At 45.3% G+C, this 22,300-nt stretch carries 19 protein-coding genes; 3 read left to right on the forward strand and 16 right to left on the reverse strand.

All coding sequences use genetic code 11. The features are described from left to right. On the forward strand, positions 1 to 270 hold a 270-nt coding region (locus ACJ751_RS09175; protein ID WP_407745187.1), incomplete at its 5' end, for an alpha/beta fold hydrolase. Between the two features lie 364 nt (positions 271 to 634). Beyond that, positions 635 to 1,423, forward strand: a complete 789-nt coding sequence (locus ACJ751_RS09180; protein WP_407745188.1) for an alkaline phosphatase — start codon at positions 635 to 637, stop codon at positions 1,421 to 1,423. Between the two features lie 108 nt (positions 1,424 to 1,531). Here the strand turns inward: ACJ751_RS09180 and ACJ751_RS09185 are convergent, their stop codons facing one another. The 16 genes from ACJ751_RS09185 to ACJ751_RS09260 form a co-directional block, all read right to left on the reverse strand. Continuing rightward, positions 1,532 to 2,701, reverse strand: a complete 1,170-nt coding sequence (locus tag ACJ751_RS09185; protein ID WP_407745189.1) for a DUF2911 domain-containing protein — start codon at positions 2,699 to 2,701, stop codon at positions 1,532 to 1,534. A 243-nt stretch (positions 2,702 to 2,944) separates the two neighbouring features. Next, positions 2,945 to 3,568 (reverse strand): HAD family hydrolase, encoded by a 624-nt coding sequence (locus ACJ751_RS09190; protein WP_407745190.1) that lies wholly within the window; start codon positions 3,566 to 3,568, stop codon positions 2,945 to 2,947. Between the two features lie 9 nt (positions 3,569 to 3,577). Continuing rightward, the gene (locus tag ACJ751_RS09195) at positions 3,578 to 4,513 is read right to left on the reverse strand and encodes a phosphatase PAP2 family protein (protein WP_407745191.1); all 936 of its coding nucleotides are present in this window, start codon (positions 4,511 to 4,513) and stop codon (positions 3,578 to 3,580) included. A 1-nt stretch (position 4,514) separates the two neighbouring features. Further along, positions 4,515 to 5,141 (reverse strand): sterol desaturase family protein, encoded by a 627-nt coding sequence (locus ACJ751_RS09200; RefSeq protein WP_407745192.1) that lies wholly within the window; start codon positions 5,139 to 5,141, stop codon positions 4,515 to 4,517. Between the two features lie 21 nt (positions 5,142 to 5,162). Then, the gene (locus ACJ751_RS09205) at positions 5,163 to 5,708 is read right to left on the reverse strand and encodes a DUF4833 domain-containing protein (protein ID WP_407745193.1); all 546 of its coding nucleotides are present in this window, start codon (positions 5,706 to 5,708) and stop codon (positions 5,163 to 5,165) included. Next, positions 5,705 to 6,412 (reverse strand): CDP-alcohol phosphatidyltransferase family protein, encoded by a 708-nt coding sequence (locus tag ACJ751_RS09210; protein WP_407745194.1) that lies wholly within the window; start codon positions 6,410 to 6,412, stop codon positions 5,705 to 5,707. The genes ACJ751_RS09205 and ACJ751_RS09210 overlap by 4 nt, the downstream gene beginning before the upstream one ends. 15 nt (positions 6,413 to 6,427) lie before the next feature. Continuing rightward, positions 6,428 to 8,977 (reverse strand): DUF5686 family protein, encoded by a 2,550-nt coding sequence (locus ACJ751_RS09215; RefSeq protein ID WP_407745195.1) that lies wholly within the window; start codon positions 8,975 to 8,977, stop codon positions 6,428 to 6,430. A gap of 3 nt (positions 8,978 to 8,980) precedes the next feature. Continuing rightward, positions 8,981 to 9,361, reverse strand: coding sequence for a GtrA family protein (locus ACJ751_RS09220; RefSeq protein WP_407745196.1), 381 nt, complete (start codon positions 9,359 to 9,361; stop codon positions 8,981 to 8,983). A 2-nt stretch (positions 9,362 to 9,363) separates the two neighbouring features. Then, on the reverse strand, positions 9,364 to 9,807 hold the full coding sequence (locus ACJ751_RS09225) for a phosphatidylglycerophosphatase A (protein WP_407745197.1): 444 nt from the start codon (positions 9,805 to 9,807) through the stop codon (positions 9,364 to 9,366). Further along, the gene (locus ACJ751_RS09230) at positions 9,804 to 11,129 is read right to left on the reverse strand and encodes an inositol-3-phosphate synthase (RefSeq protein ID WP_407745198.1); all 1,326 of its coding nucleotides are present in this window, start codon (positions 11,127 to 11,129) and stop codon (positions 9,804 to 9,806) included. The genes ACJ751_RS09225 and ACJ751_RS09230 overlap by 4 nt, the downstream gene beginning before the upstream one ends. Before the next feature lie 25 nt (positions 11,130 to 11,154). Beyond that, on the reverse strand, positions 11,155 to 12,150 hold the full coding sequence (locus ACJ751_RS09235) for an NAD-dependent epimerase/dehydratase family protein (protein WP_407745199.1): 996 nt from the start codon (positions 12,148 to 12,150) through the stop codon (positions 11,155 to 11,157). Next, positions 12,147 to 13,268, reverse strand: a complete 1,122-nt coding sequence (locus ACJ751_RS09240) for an N-acetyltransferase family protein (RefSeq protein WP_407745200.1) — start codon at positions 13,266 to 13,268, stop codon at positions 12,147 to 12,149. The genes ACJ751_RS09235 and ACJ751_RS09240 overlap by 4 nt, the downstream gene beginning before the upstream one ends. Next, a complete protein-coding gene (gene spt, locus ACJ751_RS09245; RefSeq protein ID WP_407745201.1) occupies positions 13,265 to 14,476 on the reverse strand; it encodes a serine palmitoyltransferase in 1,212 nt (403 codons plus the stop codon). Before spt ends, ACJ751_RS09240 begins: the two co-directional genes overlap by 4 nt. Before the next feature lie 270 nt (positions 14,477 to 14,746). Further along, positions 14,747 to 15,646 carry a helix-turn-helix domain-containing protein gene (locus tag ACJ751_RS09250; protein ID WP_407745202.1) on the reverse strand — a complete coding sequence of 300 codons (900 nt, stop codon included), beginning with the start codon at positions 15,644 to 15,646 and terminating at the stop codon, positions 14,747 to 14,749. Between the two features lie 229 nt (positions 15,647 to 15,875). Further along, positions 15,876 to 16,667: a response regulator gene (locus ACJ751_RS09255; RefSeq protein ID WP_407745203.1), complete on the reverse strand. Its 792-nt coding sequence runs from the start codon at positions 16,665 to 16,667 to the stop codon at positions 15,876 to 15,878. Between the two features lie 13 nt (positions 16,668 to 16,680). Then, on the reverse strand, positions 16,681 to 19,869 hold the full coding sequence (locus ACJ751_RS09260; RefSeq protein WP_407745204.1) for a two-component regulator propeller domain-containing protein: 3,189 nt from the start codon (positions 19,867 to 19,869) through the stop codon (positions 16,681 to 16,683). Between the two features lie 58 nt (positions 19,870 to 19,927). Between ACJ751_RS09260 and ACJ751_RS09265 the strand changes: the two genes are divergently transcribed. Continuing rightward, positions 19,928 to 22,300, forward strand: a 2,373-nt coding sequence (locus tag ACJ751_RS09265; protein WP_407745205.1) for a SusC/RagA family TonB-linked outer membrane protein, incomplete at its 3' end; no start/stop codon positions are given.

The following is a 22,300-nucleotide window of genomic DNA, read 5'->3' on the forward strand; positions in this document are numbered from 1 at the left end:
ATGATGGGTAGCATACTTGCTCACTATGAATGCATAAAGGCTTTTTCAGAAACCGATTTTACCGAAGATCTAAAAAATGTGGACATACCAGTATTGGTACTTCATGGCGAAGACGATCAGATCGTTCCTATAAACATTACTGCTTTAAAAGCTATTAAATTATTAAAGAACGGGAAATTAATTACTTACCCGGGTTTCCCACATGGAATGCCGGCAACAGAGGCCGCTACGATAAATAAAGACGTCTTAGCGTTCATTAAATCGGCTTAGTATTTAGGTCGAAGGCCCCGCTTTTATTAATTAACAAATGAAACATTGCCCATTTACCTACTGGTGAATGGGGCAATGTTTTGTATCAGGCATACAATCAATAACCCGGGTTCTGCAAAAATTGCGGTTTGGCGCTCATAATAGGAAAAGCGCGCCAGGGGGAGAAAGGTAGGTTATTTGTTTAAAAATCAACCTCTTAAATCGATGCAGCCGTTTCAGATCCTTCCTGTTAATCAAAAATGAGCTTTCATTAATTAAAATTTAATTTATAACTTGTCGTGTTTACATTTATACTCGCACGATTGCAGGAAGGATCCGTATTGCCAGATGATAATTCGTTAACCTGCAAAAAAATCCCTTTGTTATGAAGAACCTGGTATTAGTTTTTTTATTATTGATTACAGCTCGTGCAGTGGCGCAAACAAATGTTTACACTACGGCTAATGCGCATGCACACAATGACTACCAACATGAACCGCCGCTGCTTGCCGCCTATAATAATAAGTTTGGTTCCGTTGAGGCAGATGTATATTTGAGCGATGATGTGGTATTTGTGGCTCACGGTGAAGGAGATGTTGCTAATCATAAAACATTGGAAGATCTATACATCAAACCCTTATTGGCCTATATTAAATCGAACAATGGGTACGTATATGAAGATACCACCCGGTCGTTGATCCTGATGTTAGATGTAAAATCGGAAGGTGCAGCTACGCTCAGTAAAATTGTAGACCTGTTATCACAGTATCCTGATATTACCCAGTGCAAATCGCTGATGATACTTGTAAGTGGTAACAAACCCGTTTCCAGTTCCTATGTTTCATACCCTTCCTTTATTTGGTTTGACGGTTTATTGAGCAATAGATACAGTAAGGAAGAACTTACCCGTATTGCAATCCTGAGCGATAACTTAAGGGAATACACAACCTGGAAAGGCGCCGGCGATCCTCCGGCGAAAGATTGGCTGGCTTTACAAAAGGCAGTTGCTAAAGGTCATGATCTGGGGAAAAAAGTGAGGTTCTGGAACACGCCTGATAATGAAGAAGGTTGGCAAAAAATCCTTGAACTGGGGGTTGATTATATAGACACGTATAGTATTAAATCCCTGGCTGAGTATTTGAAGAAGAACGCGCCCCCAAAAATATCTAAATAAGCATATAGAGCAGGATGCCCGAGCTGAATGCCCACTTCAACAAATTTTAAACAAGGCGTCACCAATTGACGCCTTGTTTATGCCTGGCAATTGAGCCGATCCATACTATTACAAGGATGTGCTGAATGGTACCGATGCTTTCAGGTTATCCCAGCTTACCTCGATCCTTCCTCCTTTATCAGCTTGCACCACGTTTATAGTCAACAGTTCCACCGTCTCCTGCAACGTTTCTACTGACATTTGAACCCGCAGCACATCATTTTCTGCCTTATACTCCGTACCCCAGATATTGGCTTGTTTATTAAACATAATGGTCCAGCCGTTTTTTGACGGTATGGTAAATATCGAATACTCTCCGGCAGACAGTTCCCTGCCATTGAAATAAAGAGGTTGATCGAGCGTGAGTTTTGTGGCAGCGTCAGCCCCTGTTCGCCAGAACCGGTTGTACGGAACAACTTCACCGAAAATTACCCTTCCTCTCACTGAAGGGCGCGAGTACCTGATCTTGATAGCTGTCGCTCCAATTATGGTTTGAACAGAGTCTAGCTTATTGGCTATTGGAATATGTGGACTCGCGTTGTCTTTGGTCACATTCGCCATTATCACGGAATCCATATTAATCGGAGAGATTGCCATTCCCTTGATATTCCAGGAAGTACCGATGCCATCTACAGCGCGTAAATTGCCTTTTTTGTCGAGGGATAATGTAAACATTCCCATGACCGGGCTACCGATGGAAAAATTTCTGTCACCTGTTTTACGAATAATAAAGTTCCTTGCACTGTTAAAAACAATATGATGACTTAACAGGCTATCCCCATTTTTCCCCGGAGCAAAATTCACCAGTAATGCGGGCATATACACAAGCGCATATCCACCGAGACTGTTGGCGGCCATGACCTTTACAGGATACTTTCTTGTTGTAGCCGTATTGTTTCTTCGGGTTTCAATAAAAGTGCTGCTGCTGTCGTAATAGAGTTTATAGGTATAGAGCAATTGTGAGTCTTTTCCCGCAACAGGCTTATACATATTTCCTTCAACAGTCTGTAGTTCACCATTGGGGAAAAAGCTTCCCTTCAGTTTGCTTACCGTAACAGCCCCGGTTAAGTCGGCAACCGTTATAGAGAAATCGTATCCTTTCAATTCGAAATTTCCGATCGCCGTAGTGTCTTTTCCGAGCGTGTAGATCAGGCATCCTTTTTTGTAATTGGGCTTTTGTGCCTGGGCGAAAAAAAAGCAAGAGAGCAGTAATAAAGACAATAAGGTTCTTGACAACATTAAATAAATTTAAGCGGGAAATATAAAAAGGAATGGAAAGAACGATGATGTAATACTATACAAACGGCTCTATAAACAGGATAGTTGGTAAAGCCTATCACTATACGTATTTCTAAAAAAAAGATTGCACCATCTGGTTGATGATGCAATGCTTTGTGATATAGTGAAAAGTTGAGAAGCGGAGATCAGGTAATAGAAATGTCTATTGGAGTGTTTGGCGATCTATAATTATTTGCGCTGCGCTTACACCTGATCTATACGTATCCACTGCATACCGGCCGCTACCGCAGCCTGCACTCCCGGATTGCCGTCTTCAAAAACGAGGCATCTGGCGGGGTCAACTCCTAAACGTTTGGCTGCATATAAAAAAGGATCGGGATGAGGCTTACCACGGGCGGTGTCGCCGGCGCATACCAATACCTCAACGAGTTTGGTAATACCGAGTTGTTGAAGGGTCCTGGAAACCGAAATACGGCCGCCACCGGAAACCACACCGATACGCACCTTGCCAACATGTGCTTTCAGATGGGCTACCACAAAGTCGATAGGTTTTGTATCCTGGATAAAAGTATCTTCATATAGTTTGTTCTTCAGCTGCGCAAAAATTTCCGGTTTAAAAGGGAGACCATACTGTTTCCTGATCTCTTCAGCCACCTGTACAATAGGCCAACCCGCCAGTTCATCGATAATGGTATCATCCAGTTCAAATCCATACATAAGCGCTGCTGCACGGTAGGATGCTTTGTGGCCTTCCATGTTATCGGCCAGCGTACCATCACAATCATACAGAAAGGCATCAAAATCACCGTTGCTCAATTCGGTAAGGATCGCTTGTTTTTTATTAGTTAAGAGAGAAGAACCACTCATGAGAATCGCTTAAATAATTTTAGATAAATAAGAATCAACAAACCTGGAGAACCATCCTGGCCGGGAAACACCCCGCTCTACCAGGGTAATGCCTGTAATGGCACAACAAATGCCCGCCAGTACATCCAGCACATAGTGATGGCTGGTATACACCGCCGAACACCAGATACCAGCCATGATCACCGCAAAAATGATACTGATATATCTATAACGCCCCTTTATGCCATAAAATAATACGATCACCGGATAGGAGGAGTGTAAGGAAGGCATAGCTGCAAAAACATTCGATCCCTTGGCGTACAAAGATTGAAAGACCGGAGCACCCACCAATTCGTCGAACCGTTTCAGTCCGGCAGTATTGCCGGGTGTAGCCGCGATAAAATTAAATTGATGTTCCTGTATATACCACGGCGGTGCTGCCGGGTAAATATAATATATCACAAAGCCTATCATATTCACCACAAAGAACGCCAGGGCGAACCGCAGGAACAATGGCCGGTTCCTGAAAAACAAATAAGAAGCAAACAACAAAGGGACCGGTACCCAGCACAAATAAAAAAGGCCGCTTAACAGATCACCGGCCATGGTATGATGTTGCAGGAAAAATTCATTGGGGGTAACTTTGCCTGTTGCAGTAGTAATACCGAACAAATGTTTTTCGGTGTTGTACAATTCGCCAATATGCACATCCCTGAAGGTATAATTGGGAAAGGCTTTCATGTAATCAAAAATGATCCAGTACACCATAAAGATCGAAAACCCGGTAATAAACTTCCGCGTAATGCCGGAGGCATAATACAGCCCGTTAAAAATGGCGATCAATACCAGTTGGTCAACCTTGAAGCCTACCAGCCACACAGACAGCAACAGGTAAACTACAGAGATCATTGTAGTGACCATAAAAGTTCTGGGCGCAATGGGAACAGCAGGAACAGTTTTAAGCATATTACTTTTTCTTCTTAGGGAAACCAGATTGAAAAATAACATCCCACAGGGAGGAGCTTACCCCATATCCTTTGGTGGGATCATCATAATGATGAAGCATGTGGTGCTGCTTTACCTGCTTCATCAGCCGGCTTTTGAAATTATAATGGTGCATGGCATAATGCATCATATCATACACCAGGTAACCCGCCACAAAACCGGCAAAGAAAGGATACAATAATGTTTTATTTGTAAACATCAATGAAAACAAAAAATAAAAACCTGCAGCGAGAGGAATGCTGGCAGAAGGAGGCATCACCAACCGTTTTGCATCTTTGGGATAATCGTGGTGTACGCCATGGAATATAAAATGGATCCGTTTGCCCCATTCGGATGATGGCTCAAAATGAAAAATAAAGCGGTGCAGTAGATACTCTGTAGCCGTCCATACTACCACACCGGCAGCCAGTAACAAAAAATAGCCATCTATTGAGATGTTCCTGTCAAAAGCCAGCCAGGTCATGACGGCAATAACGGGCACATAAATAAAAAGCGGGATGGAGAAATGCACCTTCGACAATGCTTCCATCCAGCTGCTTTTGAACATCCTCACTGATTCAGTAGAATTAGAGACATACAACTTTTTCATTGCAGAAAAATTTAATAACGATCACTCTTTTATTTCATTCGTCAGTACCTTCTTACGCTCGGCAACAGGCTTACCGGTTGCAGGATCTATGCCACTCACTTCAAAGTATTCAATGTCGGGCGACCACATAGAGCCGCCTGTGATCTTTACAAAAATGCGATTGAGGATCATCAGCTTCCCGTTAATAGGCGCATACAACCGGTATTTATTATCAACCCCTTTCTTCAGGTACATTGAATAGCCTGCATAAGAAACCAATCGTACCCGGTAACTGCTATCGGGCATCAACTTTATCTTCACCCCGTACGCAAACACCCGCTGGATCCAGCTTAGTTCGGCCTTTTGCCCTTTTTCGGCATACCTGATCCAAAAAACATGCACCGGATTATTTTCATCCAGGACCCCTTTTTTATAATTCAACTCATATACGATCGTATTGGTATTGGAGGTGCGCTGTAAGTAAAACAACTGGCTGGCATTGCCCGGCGGCACCGGGAAGCCGTCCTGCGCTGCTGCATAGCGTAAAGGCAGGCTGCACAATACCAGTAGAAAAATGATTCGGATCATACTTTATTGTCGAGCGCTTTTTTAGCGTCTATCAGTCTTTTAATAGCGGTAATATTCGTTAACACTGCCATTACAGTGATCGGAATGGTAAATACCGACATGGTTTCAAATATATGGAACGGAATACCGGGTACCGATAATTTATAATCGCCACCAATAAGCGAAGCCGTAATGCCGCAGGCAATAGCCGATAGGGCAGTTAACACCACTCTTTCGGGCCGCTGCATCAATCCACCTTTATTTTGAATACCCAGTCCTTCACTGCGGGCGCGGGTATAACTCACCATCATAGAGCCAATAAGGGCAATAAAAGCAAACAGGGAGCTCAGGAAATAATGGTGGGCTACCAGGTAATAACAGATGCCAAGGAACATGAACATTTCGCTGTAGCGATCCAGCACAGAATCATACAGGGCGCCAAAGCGGGAACTCATATTACCCATTCGCGCCACCTGCCCGTCGAGCATATCGAACAGACCGGCAAAAAGGATCAGGGCGCCCGCCCAGCCAACATAAGAAAGATCTCCGCGGTTGCCTTCTTCGGCTCCCACAATAAACACCACCGCTACGCCAATATTCAACACAAGACCGGTGGTGGTAATAAAGTTCGGTGTCACGCCTGCTTTTACCAACCCACGCACTGCCGGATCTATTACACTGTAAATATTTTTTTGCAAACGGTCACGCATAGCTATCTGGGTCATAACAAAATAGTTTAATCAAAAATCAAACTTAGCCCTGGCGCGGATACCCCACTTGGGTGCATCCGGGTTGTCAAGGTAGGTAAGCCGTTTTATCAGGTCTACCCGAAGTAATTTGAATATATTGCTGATGCCTACACTCGCTTCCATATAGGGTTTGCCGGCCAGCGAAAAAGTGGTGGTCTGGCCATTTTCATCGGTCGGGAATAAAAATGTTTCCTTATTATAGGTTGGATCGTTTTCCCGGCGTACACCGCCATATACCATCTTGAAGCCGGCCACCTCACGCAGCTTCAGGTTCCTGATGAGGGGCAGTTTATTAAAGATGAATCCGTTGAAATAATAATCTGTACTTACCGATGCATAATGGTCGCTTACAAACTCCATAAAGTTCATCATGTTGAATGAATTGAGCTGGTAAGCATAGGTTTGGTTGGCCCGGTGAATGGTCAACAAAGGGTAGGGGACCTGGCCGAAAATATTGCCGCCCTCGGCCACCACATCGGCATAACCGAATTGCGAGAAATAAAACCGCTTGAAAATATTAAGTGTCAGTTGCTGGTAATTATAATCTCCGTTCACAAATCCTTTGATGCCGGAAATATAGCGAAGCCGGAAAATAGGATACTTATTATAGATAGGAATGCGGTACACCTTTCCCTGGTAAAATTGCTCATGGGGCGCCCAGCGGATCTCAGCCGACAGCTCGGTAGTGGTAATTTCTGGTATGTTGTACGTACCGGCGCCATCGAGTTTTTGATAAATGATGCTGCCGGCAGGTTGTTGCTTCCAGTTCTTGAACCCAAATGTGTAGCTGATATTTTTGCCAAACTCCCGAACATACTCGGCCGTGTAAATATCGTTGTACAGCCACTTGTTATTATTACCCCGTTTGAACGACAGCAGGAAATTATCTTCCTGTACAAATTGCAATTCCTGTCCGGGTATTTTGGTATCGTGCTGATAGCTCAGCCGCAAATAATTGAGCGGGAAAGCATAGATCGATTTCCCGTTGAAAGAATAAGCGCCGGATACAAAATACTTCCACTTTTCATCTTTAAAACCATACGCGGCATACGTTTCAATATAAAACCGCTTGCTTAACTTGGGTGTGCTGCGACCGCCAAAGCGCAGTCTGAAACCTTCTACAGGATTGAAACTGTAAAATGCATTTACGGGACCAATGTCAAACGGACCGGCGGACTTATATCCTGCCAGTAAAAAGGTGGCCCAGTCCATCAGCCGGCGGTACGACTTCATATTTTTCAGGCTGTCCATATTGGTATAAGCCTTCTCTTCAGTAGCGGAGAGTGCGGTATGCCGGTTGGCCACCCAAAAACTGTCAGCGTCGGATGCTGTCCCCTCCACGATCACTTCCGGTTTGCCTTCATACACCGAATCGGGAGCCGCTTGGTTGATCACATAATTCTTGTAAGAAACGGTTCGCTCGCCCACCAGTCCACCAGATGCTTTTTTCGACAAAGCAAATTCTGAAAGTATATTGCTCATCACCACGTGGTAGCGGCCATCGGCCCCACGCTCAAAATCCTGTTTAATGCGCAGGTCTCTTGTCCAGTTGATATTGGCATGTTTTGTCAGACCCATCTGGATCTTTTGAACCGCATAGTTGCCATCGAGTGTTACGAACATGGAACCCCTGAACAAAAGGTCGTTGGGATTGCGGGGCGCAAATGTCAGTTTCACCAGTTTGATACCATCCAGTTCAACGGTATCGCCCAGGTAAAACCGGTAAAAGGTAGGAGCGAGGTCTGAAATAGGGCTGAGCAACTGGTTCGAGAGCAACATCAAATTGGGTTCATAAATATCGATGGGCGTATACATACTATTCAAATAGCGCGTAATGCCATCGTTGTCTACAAACTCACCCAGGTTCACCTTCTTCTTTGCCAGCACATATGTTTTTTCTTTGGAAGGACTTTTTCTGAAAAACTTATTGGAAAGGGTTTCCTCAATATATACCGGCACCAGGGCATTTCCTTCTATCTTGGAAGTATCCTGGTTCTCCACCAAAAAACGGTAGTTCTTCAGCAGCTTGTTGTTCATCAGCTTTTCCGGCTTATTGGTAAGCGACAATTCCATTTTCTCGTACTGCTGGTATTGCACATAATCAAAAGCCTTCATCCGGTTGCGGTCACGATTGTCGACCACTTTTCTGATAAGGTCTACGGCCGGGTTATCCCGGTTGCTGTATTTGGTTCGTCTTCTTGAGTTCACCGTTACTGAGGCCATCTCGGCCACTTCCATGTCGGCATCGATGTCCTGCGTAATACCCTGCGTTATTTTTTTCCGCAGCACCTTATACCCATTGAAAGAAAATTCCAGCGTGGTGTTTTTGGGGTTGCTGGTGGAAATAGAATAACTGCCATCCTCACCGCTTACCACGCCTTTGCTGCCTTTGAAATAAACGCTTACAAAAGCCAGGGGCGCATGTGTTTGGGCATCTCTTACAAATCCCTTGATCACCGTTTGCGCCTGCGTGCCTACAAAGAAGCAGGTAACAAAGAGGAATAAGGCGAAACCTTTCTTACTATCTATCAAACTAATCATCATCTACCAATTATTGCTGAACACGAAATTCTTTTGCAGGGGATAATTGTACAGGAAAGCAACCAGCAATGATGCCACTACTTTAGATACGGTGTGATGCAACCCAGCCTGGCAGGCAAGTACGTATACGCCACCCGTATTCAATAACAAATTGCCGGTCCATACCAGCGCATACTTCCAAAGTTGCCTTACTGCCTTTTCATCTCCTGCCTGAAAAACCCAATGCCTGCCTATAAAAAAATTAATAATACCTCCTGTTACAGTTCCTGCGGCCGCAGCCGTTACCACATTTGTTCCGCACCATTGTACCAGCAGCACCGTTATCAAAAAATCACTTACAGAAGCTATGAGCGATGCTATATTGGCTTTCAGGAAAGTGATCATTGTTACAAAAATTTACCCATCACTATTGCCCGCAGGATCAGCTGGCTGTAAATACCAGCCAGTACATCATCGGCCATTACGCCCATGCCGCGTGGCAATAATTCTGCCTGGCGAATACCCAGCGGTTTTACCATATCAAAAAAGCGGAACAGCACGCAGCCTGTAACGATATACACGCCATTATGTGGCAGGAAGATCAATGTTATCATCATGCCTGCCACCTCATCTATTACGATCCTGTTGCTGTCGTGTTCCCATACGGTTTCCATTCTGGTGGCGCTCCATATACCCACTGCCAGTAACGCCACCAGCAACAAGGCCTGGTAAACATACCCTATGGGAAAAAAATACCAGGCTATACAAAAAACAACTGCGGCGGCTGTTCCTCCACCCTTAAGGAAGCCAATTCCGCCTGCAGTTGCTATGATGTGGGCAATCGTTCTCATGCCATCTCTTCCGTTGCTTTAGCACGGTTTAACGCCGGCGACGCCACTGTTTGTTCCTGCATCATATCACGTAATACCTGCTTCAGCGTATTCAATTGTTTGAAAATATCATTCTCTGCATGTTCTCCCTGTTTGGTCTGGGGCGATTTAAGATAGAACGACAACCAGTCCTGAACGCCGTACATGCCTGCGCGTTGGGCCAGGTCGGCAAAAAGCGCCAGGTCCAGTACAATGGGGGCTGCCAGGATAGAATCGCGGCAAAGGAAATTGATCTTGATCTGCATGGGATAATTGAGCCAGCCGAAAATGTCGATATTGTCCCAGCTCTCCTTGTTATCACCATGCGGTGGATAATAATTGATCCGGATCTTATGATACAGTTCCCCGTAAAGATCAGGATGCAGATCGGGCCGCAGGATATCTTCCAGTACACCCAGTTTTGACACCTCTTTTGTTTTAAAATTCTGTTCGTCATCCAGCACCAGCCCATCGCGGTTACCCAGGATGTTGGTAGAGAACCAGCCGGTAACGCCCAGTGAACGGGCTGCCAGGCCGGGCGCCACGATCGTTTTCATCAGCGTTTGGCCTGTTTTAAAATCCTTACCGCCGATAGGTGTTTTTGTTTTTTGGGCCAGCTGTACGATGGCGGGAATATCAGTGGTGAGGTTAGGCGCTCCATTGATGAAAGGAATACCCACGCTTACTGCTGCATACGCGTACACCATACTGGGCGCAATAGCCGGATCATTGTTTTTCAACCCTGCTTCAAAAGAAGCGATCGTTTCATGTACAGCCGATTGCTCCAGGTACTTTTCAGTAGAACCGGTCCATACGATCACTACGCGGTTTACATTGTTTTCTTTTTTGAATGTTTCGATATCCTTGATCAGTTCCTGAGCGGCATCCCATTTGGTAGCGCTTTGCTTGATGAATGTACCATCCAGGTTCCTTACATAATTCCTGTCAAAAACAGCCTTCATGGGTTTTATCACTTCCAGCTCGGGCCTGATGGCATTCAGCAAATGCTGATCAAGCACGCGCGCCTGGCTTGCTGCTTGGAATACATTATCTTCATAGATATCCCATCCGCCAAATACAACATCTTCCAGCGAAGCCAGCGGCACAAAATCTTTAAGAAGGGGGTAACGATCACCCTTTCCTTCGCCCAGTTCAATATGACCGGTTTGAGTATATGATCCGATCGGTTTAGCCAATCCCTTCCTGCTGGCAATAACTCCTGCGATCATGGTAGAGGCTACAGCACCCAGGCCAGGAAGCAGGATACCTAATTTTCCTTCTGCCGGCAACATTTGTTCTTTCATATAAACCTTAATTTTTCTTATATAATTATAACCACTTGTTTAAACGGTACCATTGCAATGTTTCCCAAAGACCCTGCTTCAACGAATACTGCGGTAAAAAAGACAACTGTGTTTTTGCTTTTTCAATACTGCATTGCCAGCTGACCGCTGTGAGCTCATGCAATTTTTCCCTGTTCAGTACCGGCGTTTTTCCACGCCATCCACTCCATTTTTCCAGGGCAAAGGCCATCCCTTTTACCATCGTGTATGGCAAGTGAAATCGTACAGTTTTTTTGTTCAGTATTTGTTTGGCAAGATTGGCAAGCTCGTATTGATCATAGCTCTCTCCGTCGGAAATATTGAAGGTCATATGCGACACATTGGAGAATAATGACTTTATTGCCACCGCAGCCAGGTCCTTCACATATATGAAGCTTAAATATTGATCAGCAACCCGGCCTATATAAGGTTCCATCCCGCGGTGGATGGATCGGATCATTATAAAAATATCCCGCTCGCGCGGACCATACACCGCAGTGGGGCGCAGAACCACCAACGGAAGTGATGGCAGTGTTTTTAATTTTTGTTCTGCAAGCAGTTTACTTCTTCCGTAAGCTGTTACCGGCGCCGGCGTTGTTTCTTCCGTGATCAACCGGAGACGGCTGTCTGTGGGACCAACTGCAGCCAGGCTGCTCACAAAAACAAACTTTTTTAGTACGCTTCCGAGTCCTTCTATAGCAGCGCTGGCCAGGTTAAAAGCATAGGAGGCATTGATCGTATCATACATTTGCTGTGAGGCGGCCCGTGTAGCGCCGGCCGCATGAATGATATAATTAAAACCGCCGTCAGCTAATTGTTTCGCCAGCAGTGCCTCATTGGTGTAGTCCAGTTCACAAAACCTGATGTCATATTCTTTCAGGTGCTTGATGTCACTGCCTGGTCTGACTGCTGCATACACATCCAGTCTCCTGAGCAGCGCTTCTTCAATGAGGTGAAATCCTATGAAGCCGCTGGCGCCCGTTATCAATACCTTTTCTTTCATAACGGTTTTTCATATATGCGGTAACGTTTGTATACCTTTCCGTTGATGTTTTCAATTCCTTTATTCATCATTTCATTGTGCTCCAGGATCCAGGATGCTTCCGCACCTTTCAATTTGCGTTCGCCTGCCCGTTTTATAATGGCCGCATAAAAACAGGCTTCAATACCCATTTTCCTGTATTCTTTATTCACTCCCAGCGCCAGCACGCGAATGCGGTTGATCTTTTTCATATTGAACAACAGCTTGAAAATGCCGGTTGGCAGCAACCTTCCCCGTCGCACTTTGATCAGGATCTGGTTGATATCGGGAATGGCCAGGGCAAAACCTATCTGCCTGCCATTGTGTTCGGCTATCAGACAAAGCTGTTCGTCCAGCACCATCTTCAGGTCATTTGCCAGGTAGCTGAACTCCTTATCTGTCATTGGTACAAACCCCAGGTTCTTATCCCAGGCGGCATTGTACACTTCGCGTACGTTCCTGGCTTCATGCGCCAGGTCTTTCTTGTTTACCGCGCGGATAGTGATGTTTTTCTGCCGCAGCCTGCTCAGCAATCGCTCCTGCAACAAGAGCGGCCGGTCGCCCACTTCCGCTGTATTAATATTATATGCAAGCAGGTCTACCTTTTTTTTAAGGGACACCCTTTCCATCAAAGCCGTATAATAAGGTTTGTTATACGTCATCATGGCAAGCGGCGGATCGTTAAAACCATCGATCAGCATACCGCAGGGCTCATTGGTGGAGGGGTTCACCGGGCCAATGATCGTAGTGGCGCCCTGTTCCCGCAGCCATTGTTCTGCCGTCCCGAATAAAGTATCCGCTACCTGCAGGTCATCGATGCACTCGAAAAAGCCAAAGAACCCGTCGGTAGTATTATTAAAACGGTTATGATTATTGTTCAGAATGGCAGCGATCCTTCCACTGATTACATTCTCCTTATAATAAAGGAATAGCTGCACCTTTGAATGTTCATGAAAGGGGTGTTTACCCGGCGTTAAAAGGTCACGCTGCGCAATAAAAAGTTCTGGTACATAGTTTTTATCTCCTGCATACAGGTCATGAGGGAAATCAATGAAGGCCTTTAACTGCTTAGGAGTATGTACGGTTACAATACCGGTCATGCGCTTTCTTTTTTCAGTTTCAGATCAATACCCAGCATCAGGGCCGTTTCTTTCATTTTCTCTACCGCTTCTTCGATCTGGCTGAAAGAATGCGTGGCCATGAGCGACAATCTTATTAAAGATGATTCGGAGGGAACGGCGGGCGATACCACAGGGTTTACAAAAACGCCTTTGTCCTGCAGGGCTTTGGTAAACAAAAAGGTTTTGTGGTTGTCACCAATGCGTACCGGGATGATGGGACTTTGTGTGTAGCCGGTATCAAAACCCTGCTCCTGTAGCAACAGCAACATATGATTGGTATTTTCCCACAATTTGTTTATGCGTTGCGGTTCTTCTTCAATGATATCCAGCGCTGCTATTACACTGGCGGTAGAAGCGGGCGTCATGCTGGCGCTGAAGATAAGCGCCCTGGCTTTGTGTTTCAGGTAATCGATCACTTCTCTGTCGCCGGCCACAAAGCCGCCCAGTGAAGCCAGTGATTTGCTGAATGTGCCCATAATCAGGTCGGTTTCATTGGTAAGATTGAAATGTGAAGCCGTACCAGCTCCATTTTCACCAATGACGCCTAACGCATGCGCATCGTCTACCATTACGGCGGCGCCATATTTTTCTGCCAGGGCGGTAATAGCCGGCAGGTTGGCGATATCACCTTCCATACTGAAAATGCCGTCGGTAACGATCAGTTTAAAGGCATTGGGAGGAAGCAGCTGCAACCGGTGTTCAAGATCATGCATATTGTTATGCCGGTACTTGATCACCCGGGAGAACGAAAGCCTGCTGCCATCGATAATAGACGCATGATCGTACTCATCCAGTAACAGCACATCTGCACGGTCTGCCAGTGCAGAAAGTACGCCCAGGTTGGCCTGGAAACCCGTACTGAAAAGGATCGCATCTTCCTTGCCGGTGTATGCGGCCAGTCTGCTTTCCAGTTCCACATGTAAGTCAAGGGTGCCATTTAAGAACCGGGAGCCTGCACAACCGCTGCCATACTTTTCAATGGCCTTGCCGGCTGCTTCGGCTATCCTTGGATGATTGGTGAGGCCAAGATATGAGTTGGAGCCAAACATCAACACCCGTTTCCCATTGAGCGTTACTTCCGTTTCCTGTCCTGATTCAATTACGCGGAAATAAGGATATAGATCTTGCGCTCTAATCAGGTCCGCGTCTTTAAACAGTGAAATTTTTTGCTTTAGTATATTTCGCATTAATAAACTTTCCAATCTTTATATAATCCGATCTTCAGATGCAAAGGTGGAAAGAGCGCTACATAACTACAATGTCAGAAAGTCCCCGGAATATGTCTAAAATTCCTCTACCTGTATTATCATGTCCTGAAATAAAAATAAAGTATTCTTTAATGAACAAATGCCTGTTCACGCTTGTATTGCGCCACTATAATGAATGATAGTATACAGGCATAGCTTCTCGCATAAGCCTGCATGGCATATGTCAAAAAGGGATGTTCAAAAATCTATCTAAACGCTTTTTCTATAGTCAGAAGGGGTGATGCCTGTATAACGTTTGAAATATTTACTAAAGAAGAACTGGTCGCTGAAATAAAGCAGGTCTGCTATTTGTGCAATGGTCAAGGAAGGATCGCGCAGTAAATTCTTGGCTTCCACGATCACCAGGTCGTCGATATACTTACCGGCTGTTTTGCCTGTGAGTTTCTTCACCATTTGCGTGAGATACTTTGGCGTTACATACAACCTGTTGGCATAAAACAGCAAACTGCGCTCTGTTTTAACATGTTTCGATAACAAAGCAAGGAACCGCCATAAGATCTCTTCCTTGTGATCGTGGACTGTTTTTTTCTGGTTTGAATATTTATGGTAGAGACCGGCCAGTTCGAACTGGAATACATTAAAAAAATTACGAACTACCTCGGCGGCAAAGGGATGCTGGTCGCGGGGGACATTCTTTTCCTGCAACATGGTGATCATGGTCATGAACCGGGATGCATCCTCAGGAGCCAGTCGGAGATGGGTGCTTCGACTATTAAAAAGATATTCAAAAAGATCAATATGCCTTTGTGAAAGACCTGTATCCAGCAGGAAGTCGGACGTAAAGGCCACGCAGGCCGCTTTACAGTTATTGGCTGTTCCGTCTGACTGGCGCACCACATGCGGGGGAATGATCATGAGGTCATTTTCTCTTACAACATGCTCTTCTCCATTCAGTTGAATAGTTAAAGAATCATGCAAGACCAGCAAGATCCAAAAGGAATCAGTGCGGAAAGGATGTGCAAAGGCAGGCTTGGACTGCTCAGGCTTTTTTATCAGGACCCGCAAACCTTCCATGTGCCATGATTGACCTGTAAGATCATTCATGTCCTTGATTGAATGCAGGTAAACGGGGCTGCTAGCAGTCTTCATACAAAAAATTTAATGTGTATGAAGAAGGCAGGAACAGCCATGGTATATATAATAATATACTACAGATCAGTTTTACAATCATAGCAGGAAGAGATTAACGGCATTCCTTTCATGTTGGGGATGGAAGGAATGTTAGGTCAAAATTAATGAGGAAGTAACATGGGAGATTGCTTGATTGTTCGGCAGGTTTGGTAAAAAAGGCTGATTTTTTTTTATGTCACAATTATTTTTAATACCACTGTTTGGCGTATTCAGTCGGGGTCATATTAAACTGCTTTTGGAAATTCCGGCCAAACTGGGTCAATGAATGATAGCCTACCCTTTCTGCAATATCATTCATGTGGGTATTTCCCTGGCTAATTAGTTCCGCCGCCGTTTTCAACCGCGTAAGGTTGATCATCTCATTGGGAGAAAGATCGGTGATGGATTTGATCTTTCTGTACAGGGTGGGCCGGCTCATATTCATTAGGGTGGCCAGCCTTTCCACGTCCAGTTCGTGATCTGTAATATTTTTTTGTATAACCTGATGTAATTGTTCCATGAAGGCTTCGTCCATACGGTTGTGTGCAACGCCTTTAATATGTACAAGCGGAGATTTGGCAAAATATTCTTTAAGCCGGTTGCGATTTTCGAGCAGGCTGGCCACCTGAGCATTCAGGTGCTCTGGCGAAAATGGTTTTTCAATATAAACGTCTGCTCCCGATTTAAGCCCTTCAATTTTTGATTGCAGAATATTTTTAGCCGTTAAAAGTATAATGGGAATATGGCTCAATTCAAAATCAGCTTTTATTCGTTGACATAATTCAAATCCATCCATTTTATCCATCATCACATCACTGATTACGAGGTGAACGATATGCTCATGCAATTGCTGCAGGGCTGCTTCTCCATCCAGGGCAGTAAGGACCAGGTATTCCGCCTGCAGATCGTCTGAAAGAAAGTCGAGGATCTCTTCATTGTCATCTACAATAAGAATGGTGGTTTTGGGCTGGCCGGTGAGCGATGTTTTTTGTTGTTCCATAATGGTATGCTGATTAAACAGGAAGTGTAAGCATAAATGTATTTAATCCCCGGGCAGTAGTAATGGTCAGATCTCCCTTCTGCAATTGCGATAGCGAGCGGGCCAGCGACAGCCCGATCCCGGTGCCGGTAGCTTTTTCGTTTTCTTTCATCCGGAAAAAAGGCTCAAATACTTTGTCATGCAACGCGTCTGGAATAAGATTGCCATCGTTGCTGATAGTAATTGTTACCCATTTATCAGTAAGCTGTAATGGCTGTATTTCGGCAATGATCGTTGACTGGCCATATTTCACGGCATTGTCCAGCAGGTTGCTGATGATCTTAATGGTAGACTCTTCATCTGCCTGTACAAAAATAGATTCTGCCCCAATAAATTGCATTTGCAGGTTTTTTTGTTCGGCTGCCGATTGAAAGTTGGCGCAGGCATTCCTGAGCAACTCGGTCACGTTGAAACAGGTGGGATTCACCAGGAAATGATCCGATTCAATTTTCCGGAAGTCGAGCAGCTGGTTCGTCAACGTGAGCAGGCGCTCTGTATTCCTGTTCATCGCCAGCAGGTATTTTTCAAATTGAGGCAGGGCATCTACCTGCCTGAACATTTTTTCCATGGGGGCGCGGATCAAAGTCAGGGGTGTACGGATCTCATGGGCAATTTTAGTAAAGAAATCCATTTTGGACTGGTAAAACTCTTTTTCTTTTTTTATTTCAAACAATTCCATTTCCCGTTGTTGCTTTGCCAGTTGCCTGTTGTGATATGACCGGAAAACCAGCCAGGCCGCTATCAGCAACAGGACTACATATAACAGGTAAGCCAGGTTGCTTTTCCACCAGGGTGGCTGTATGTCAATATAAATAGTAACAATATTGTTGCACCACCTGTCATTGCCGCTGCCGGATCTTACAGACAATTGATACCTGTTAGGTGGAAGGTTGGTGAAATAGATCCGGTTGTTGGTTCCAATAGCGTTCCAGGCATTGTCTATTCCGCGCATTTGATAGGCGTATTGCACATTGCCCGGAGAGCTGAAGTGTAACGCCGAAAACTCAATACTAAAAGTAGCCTGGTTATACGGTAACGTTATTTTTTGAGTAAGCACAATAGATTTATTCAGCGGCGAGCCCTGGTTATTGATCGCTGCTTCCTTATTAAATATCTGGAAGCCGGTGAAGTAAACCGGGGGCGTATAATTGTTCGGCTTAAAGCCATCCGGGTTGAAAGCGATCATTCCTTTCACACTGCCAAAATACATTTTGCCGGCTGCGTCTATGAACCCTGAATTATAATTAAACTGATCGGTAAGCAGCCCGTTGGCCTGCGTAAAAATAGTGATGGCGCCGTGGTTAACATCGTACCTGGCCAGCCCTTTTGAAGTGGTGATAAAAAGGTTGCCCTGTTTATCTTCCAGGGTGTTGTAAATTAAATTGCCGGGCAACCCGTTCTTGTCTGAAAAATATTTCAGGAATGAGCGTTCCTGGTTAAAACAGTACAAACCGTTTTCTGTGGAGATCCAGATATTGTGTCGCCGGTCTTCGTACAAACGGGTAATGCGCGTTTTAGCTAATGCATCTTCACCATGGCTGAGCACCCGGTAATGACCGTACATCTCTTTTGCCGGGTTGTAAAAGAACAACCCCGCATTGAATGTAGCCATCCACAGCGTGCCCTGGTCGTCTTCCAGTACAGCAGAATAAAAGGTGTTGAAAGGCAAAAATGAAAGCAGCTGAAAATTATCTTTTTCCCGGTCATAACGGTAAATGCCATTGGAAGTGGCCACATATAGCTGCCCGGCTCTTGATTTATACAGGGAATAAATGAAATTACTTTTCAGGCTGTTGGCATCCCCACCGGCAACATAATGCCGGATAACTTTCCCGGTACGGAGATCCATTTTGTCGAGCCCATGTTCAAAAGTGCCGATCCATAAAATGTTCCTGTCAATCAGCAGCCCATGGATATTAGTATGTGCAATGCTGTAAGGCGATTGGCCAGGTTGGAAGTTTTCAAACCGGCCCGTATGTGGATTGAATTTATTCAAACCGGCGTCCTCCGTTCCAATCCAGAGATTACCGGCGCTATCCTGTACAATCTCTCGCACTGCATTACCACTGATTGAATTTTGCCCGATCTGCGGGAAATATTTTTCGAATAGAAGATGCTGATGGGAGTAATAATTTACCCCGCCGAAATAAGAGCCGATCCATAATCCTCCTTCCCGGTCGCGGCTCAGCGAGTAAATGGCATTATCAGTTAAGGCATAGGGATTGTTATAATTTTTTTTCAGATGGATGGCGCTTTGCGTGCGGGTATCGTACATGTAGATGCCGCTTTCGGTTCCCACCCAATATTCATAGCGGAAGCTTTTGATAAAATCGCGGACAAAAATGTCGGTACCATCCTCGTTATAAGTAAGAATATCTGAATAAGTACGAGTCGCCAGATCAAATTGTTTTACACCCTGGTTGGAAGTGCCTATAAGAAGAAACCCTTCACCGCTGTCGAAAATTTTTTCCACGTAGGTAGATACAGGCGATTTGGAATGTGCGAAAAGCGGATACCAGGTAAATTGGCTATCGGCTTCATTAAACAACCCGAGTTGTCCGCGACCGCTGGCCACCCATATATTACCGGAAGTATCACCGCAAACTGCCGTGTAGTAATCATCGTTATTATTGAAAGGATATTCTATGATCTTTTCACGGGCCGCTTCATATTTGAACAGCCTGAATTTGGAAATAAACCAGAGGTTGCCATGGCCATCGTTGCCGATTCCCTGGATATAGGAAGGCAGGCTATAGTTCAACAGGGAAAAATTTTCCTTTTCTTCATTGTACCTGTACAGCCCTCTTTCTGTACCTACCCATAATACACCATGTTTATCCTGGATTAACCGGGTGATGGAGTTATTGCCCAGTGAATGGCTGTCGCCATTTATTTGCCGGAATACTTTAAACCCTCGTCCATCAAAACGGTTCAAACCGTCTTTGGTGCCAAACCACATAAATCCCCGCTTATCCTGAAACGAACAGGTAACCGTGTTGTTGGAAAGACCTTTCTCCACCTGGTAACTTCTGAAGTCGAAAGGCTGGGAAAAAGCACCGCACCAAACTAACAGGGAAAGTATCGATATCGCAATGCTGATTTTCAATGGTTCTATAAAAATGAGACAAATTGATGAATAAATGAACAGAAATAAAACGGTCATGAATATAGCAAACCTAATTTTGTTATAGCTACCGATTGCTCATTAAAACTAATGCTATATGAATTGTCCGACTTCACAAAAGCCGTACGGGATGCATATGTCGTTGCATGTACATAAGCTAACCGCCTCCACCATATTGCTTGTATTGCTGATTCCATCCATCGCTTTTTCCCAGTCGCTTTCTATCAAAGGAAAGATAACGGATGATGCAGGTCTTCCGGTATCGGGAGTAACCGTACAGGAGAAAGGAACTTTAACAGCAACTATAACCGATGCAGCTGGCAATTACCTGCTCACTGTTCATCCAAAAGCAACGCTGCTATTCAGTCACGTAGGTTTTCTTACTCAAAGCGTACCGGCGGGTAACCGGTCCGTTATCGATATCTCACTGGCGGCAGAGGCAACCGGGCTGGCCGATGTGGTGGTAATAGGTTATCAAACCGTTCGCAGGCAGGATCTGACAGGCGCTACCGGGATCGTAAAAATGGGAGATGCGTCAAAGATCTCCACCGGTTCTGTGGCTGAACAACTGCAGGGACTGGTGCCCGGCGTTACAGTAAGGAACGGAGGCGCACCAGGGCAGAACGCTGCTATTGAAATAAGAGGGGTGGGAAGTTTTGGGAACGCCAATCCGCTCTACGTTATTGATGGCATGATCGCAGATGCCAATGTAACGATCAATCCAGATGATATAGCATCCGTGCAGATCCTGAAAGATGCTTCGGCTTCTGCCATTTATGGATCTCGTGCAGGCAACGGGGTAATATTAATCACCACTAAAAAAGGGAAAAGCGGAGAGCCAAAAGTAACTGCGGCTGCTAAATACGGCATCCAGACAGTGCCGACAACCTGGGACATGATGCCTGCGACGGAATACCTGCAAACAGTAAAGCAACAATACGCCAATTCCGCCGTGGCACTGCCAGTTGATGTAGCCGCTCAACTGGCCAACAATACCATTAATACCGACTGGCAAAAATCAACCTACCAGCAGGCGGCCTACCAGGATTATAATGCTGCTATTTCAGGAGGTTCGGCGGGCGGAAATTATTATTTGTCGGGTGGCTATTATTCAAACAATGGAACAGTGGTGGGTAACGGTTTTAACAGGGGCAGCATGCGCATCAATACGGAAGTAAAAAAAGGCATTGTCACCGTGGGAGAAAATATGTTGTTAAGCCTGAGTAATGGTAATAACCCGGGCGGTGGCGTGAATGCATTTTACAATTCGGCGCAGATGCTGCCCACTATTATGGTGCAAAATGACATTTATAAAGACGCTAACCTGTACCCGGCAAACCCCGGCGGATGGGGACTGGGCTCCTCCAATAATCCTACTTATGCCAACAACTATCTGGCCAATGTGGCGCTTGATAAAGTGAATTATAGTTATGCAAAAATTGTAGGCAATGCATACCTGGGTGTAAAGCTGGCGCCCTGGCTCGACTATAAATTCAATGTGGGGCTGGAAACGAGTTTTGACTACAGTAAGGAAGTGCGCGATACAGGTGTGTGGCGATATACCAACCAGCCGACTCAAACATTTGTAAGCGAAGGCAGGTCGAGGTTTGTCAATTTCCTTATGGAGCATACACTAAACTTCAATAAAATAATCGGTCCTCACGCCATTAATGGGGTAGTGGGTTTTTCAAGGGCCGACCAGGGACGCGACTATACGAATGCTTCCAAAAATGTTTTACAGAATGTGAACGGGGAATTGTTCAATACCATTAGCTCTGCATCGGGCGCCCCCGCTGCCAGCGGCGGGCTTACCAATAAATGGAGAAACCATGGCTGGCTGGGGCGCGTCAATTACGCCTATGCCGACAAATACCTGCTGACTCTCACCGGCAGGATCGACCAGGATTCCAGGTTTGGCCCCAATCACCGCACCGGATATTTTCCATCTGCGGCATTGGGATGGAGAATAAGTAAAGAAGACTTCTTTACTGTAGACTGGATAAAAGAGCTCAAACTGCGCGGGTCTTATGGCAAACTGGGCTTTAGCGATGTGTTGTCTGCCTGGCAATACATAGGTTATCTCAACCGCGATCCGCGGGCCATTTACGGCACCGGACAAACGCCACAGGTAGGTGCCTACCAGGCGGTGATTACCAATCCTGACTTAAGATGGGAAACCCGTATGCAGACCAATGTGGGCGCTGATGCACAATTGTTTGGCAATGCATTGTCCGTGTCAGTTGACTGGTACCGGTCGCTTTCAAAAGATGTGCTGGTGTTGGTGCCCCTGCCGCAATACCTCGGCAGCGCCGGCAGCCCTTACGTAAATACAGGTTCTATCCGGAATACCGGTATCGAGCTGGCTTTAACTTATAAGAACTATCAACATGCACTGAAGTGGGATCTAAGCGGCAACCTCACCACCATTAAAAACAAAGTATTGTCGGTGGGTAACCAGGGCGTAGACACC

It is taken from the genome of Niastella sp. (genome assembly GCF_045805085.1).
Classification (GTDB): domain Bacteria; phylum Bacteroidota; class Bacteroidia; order Chitinophagales; family Chitinophagaceae; genus Niastella.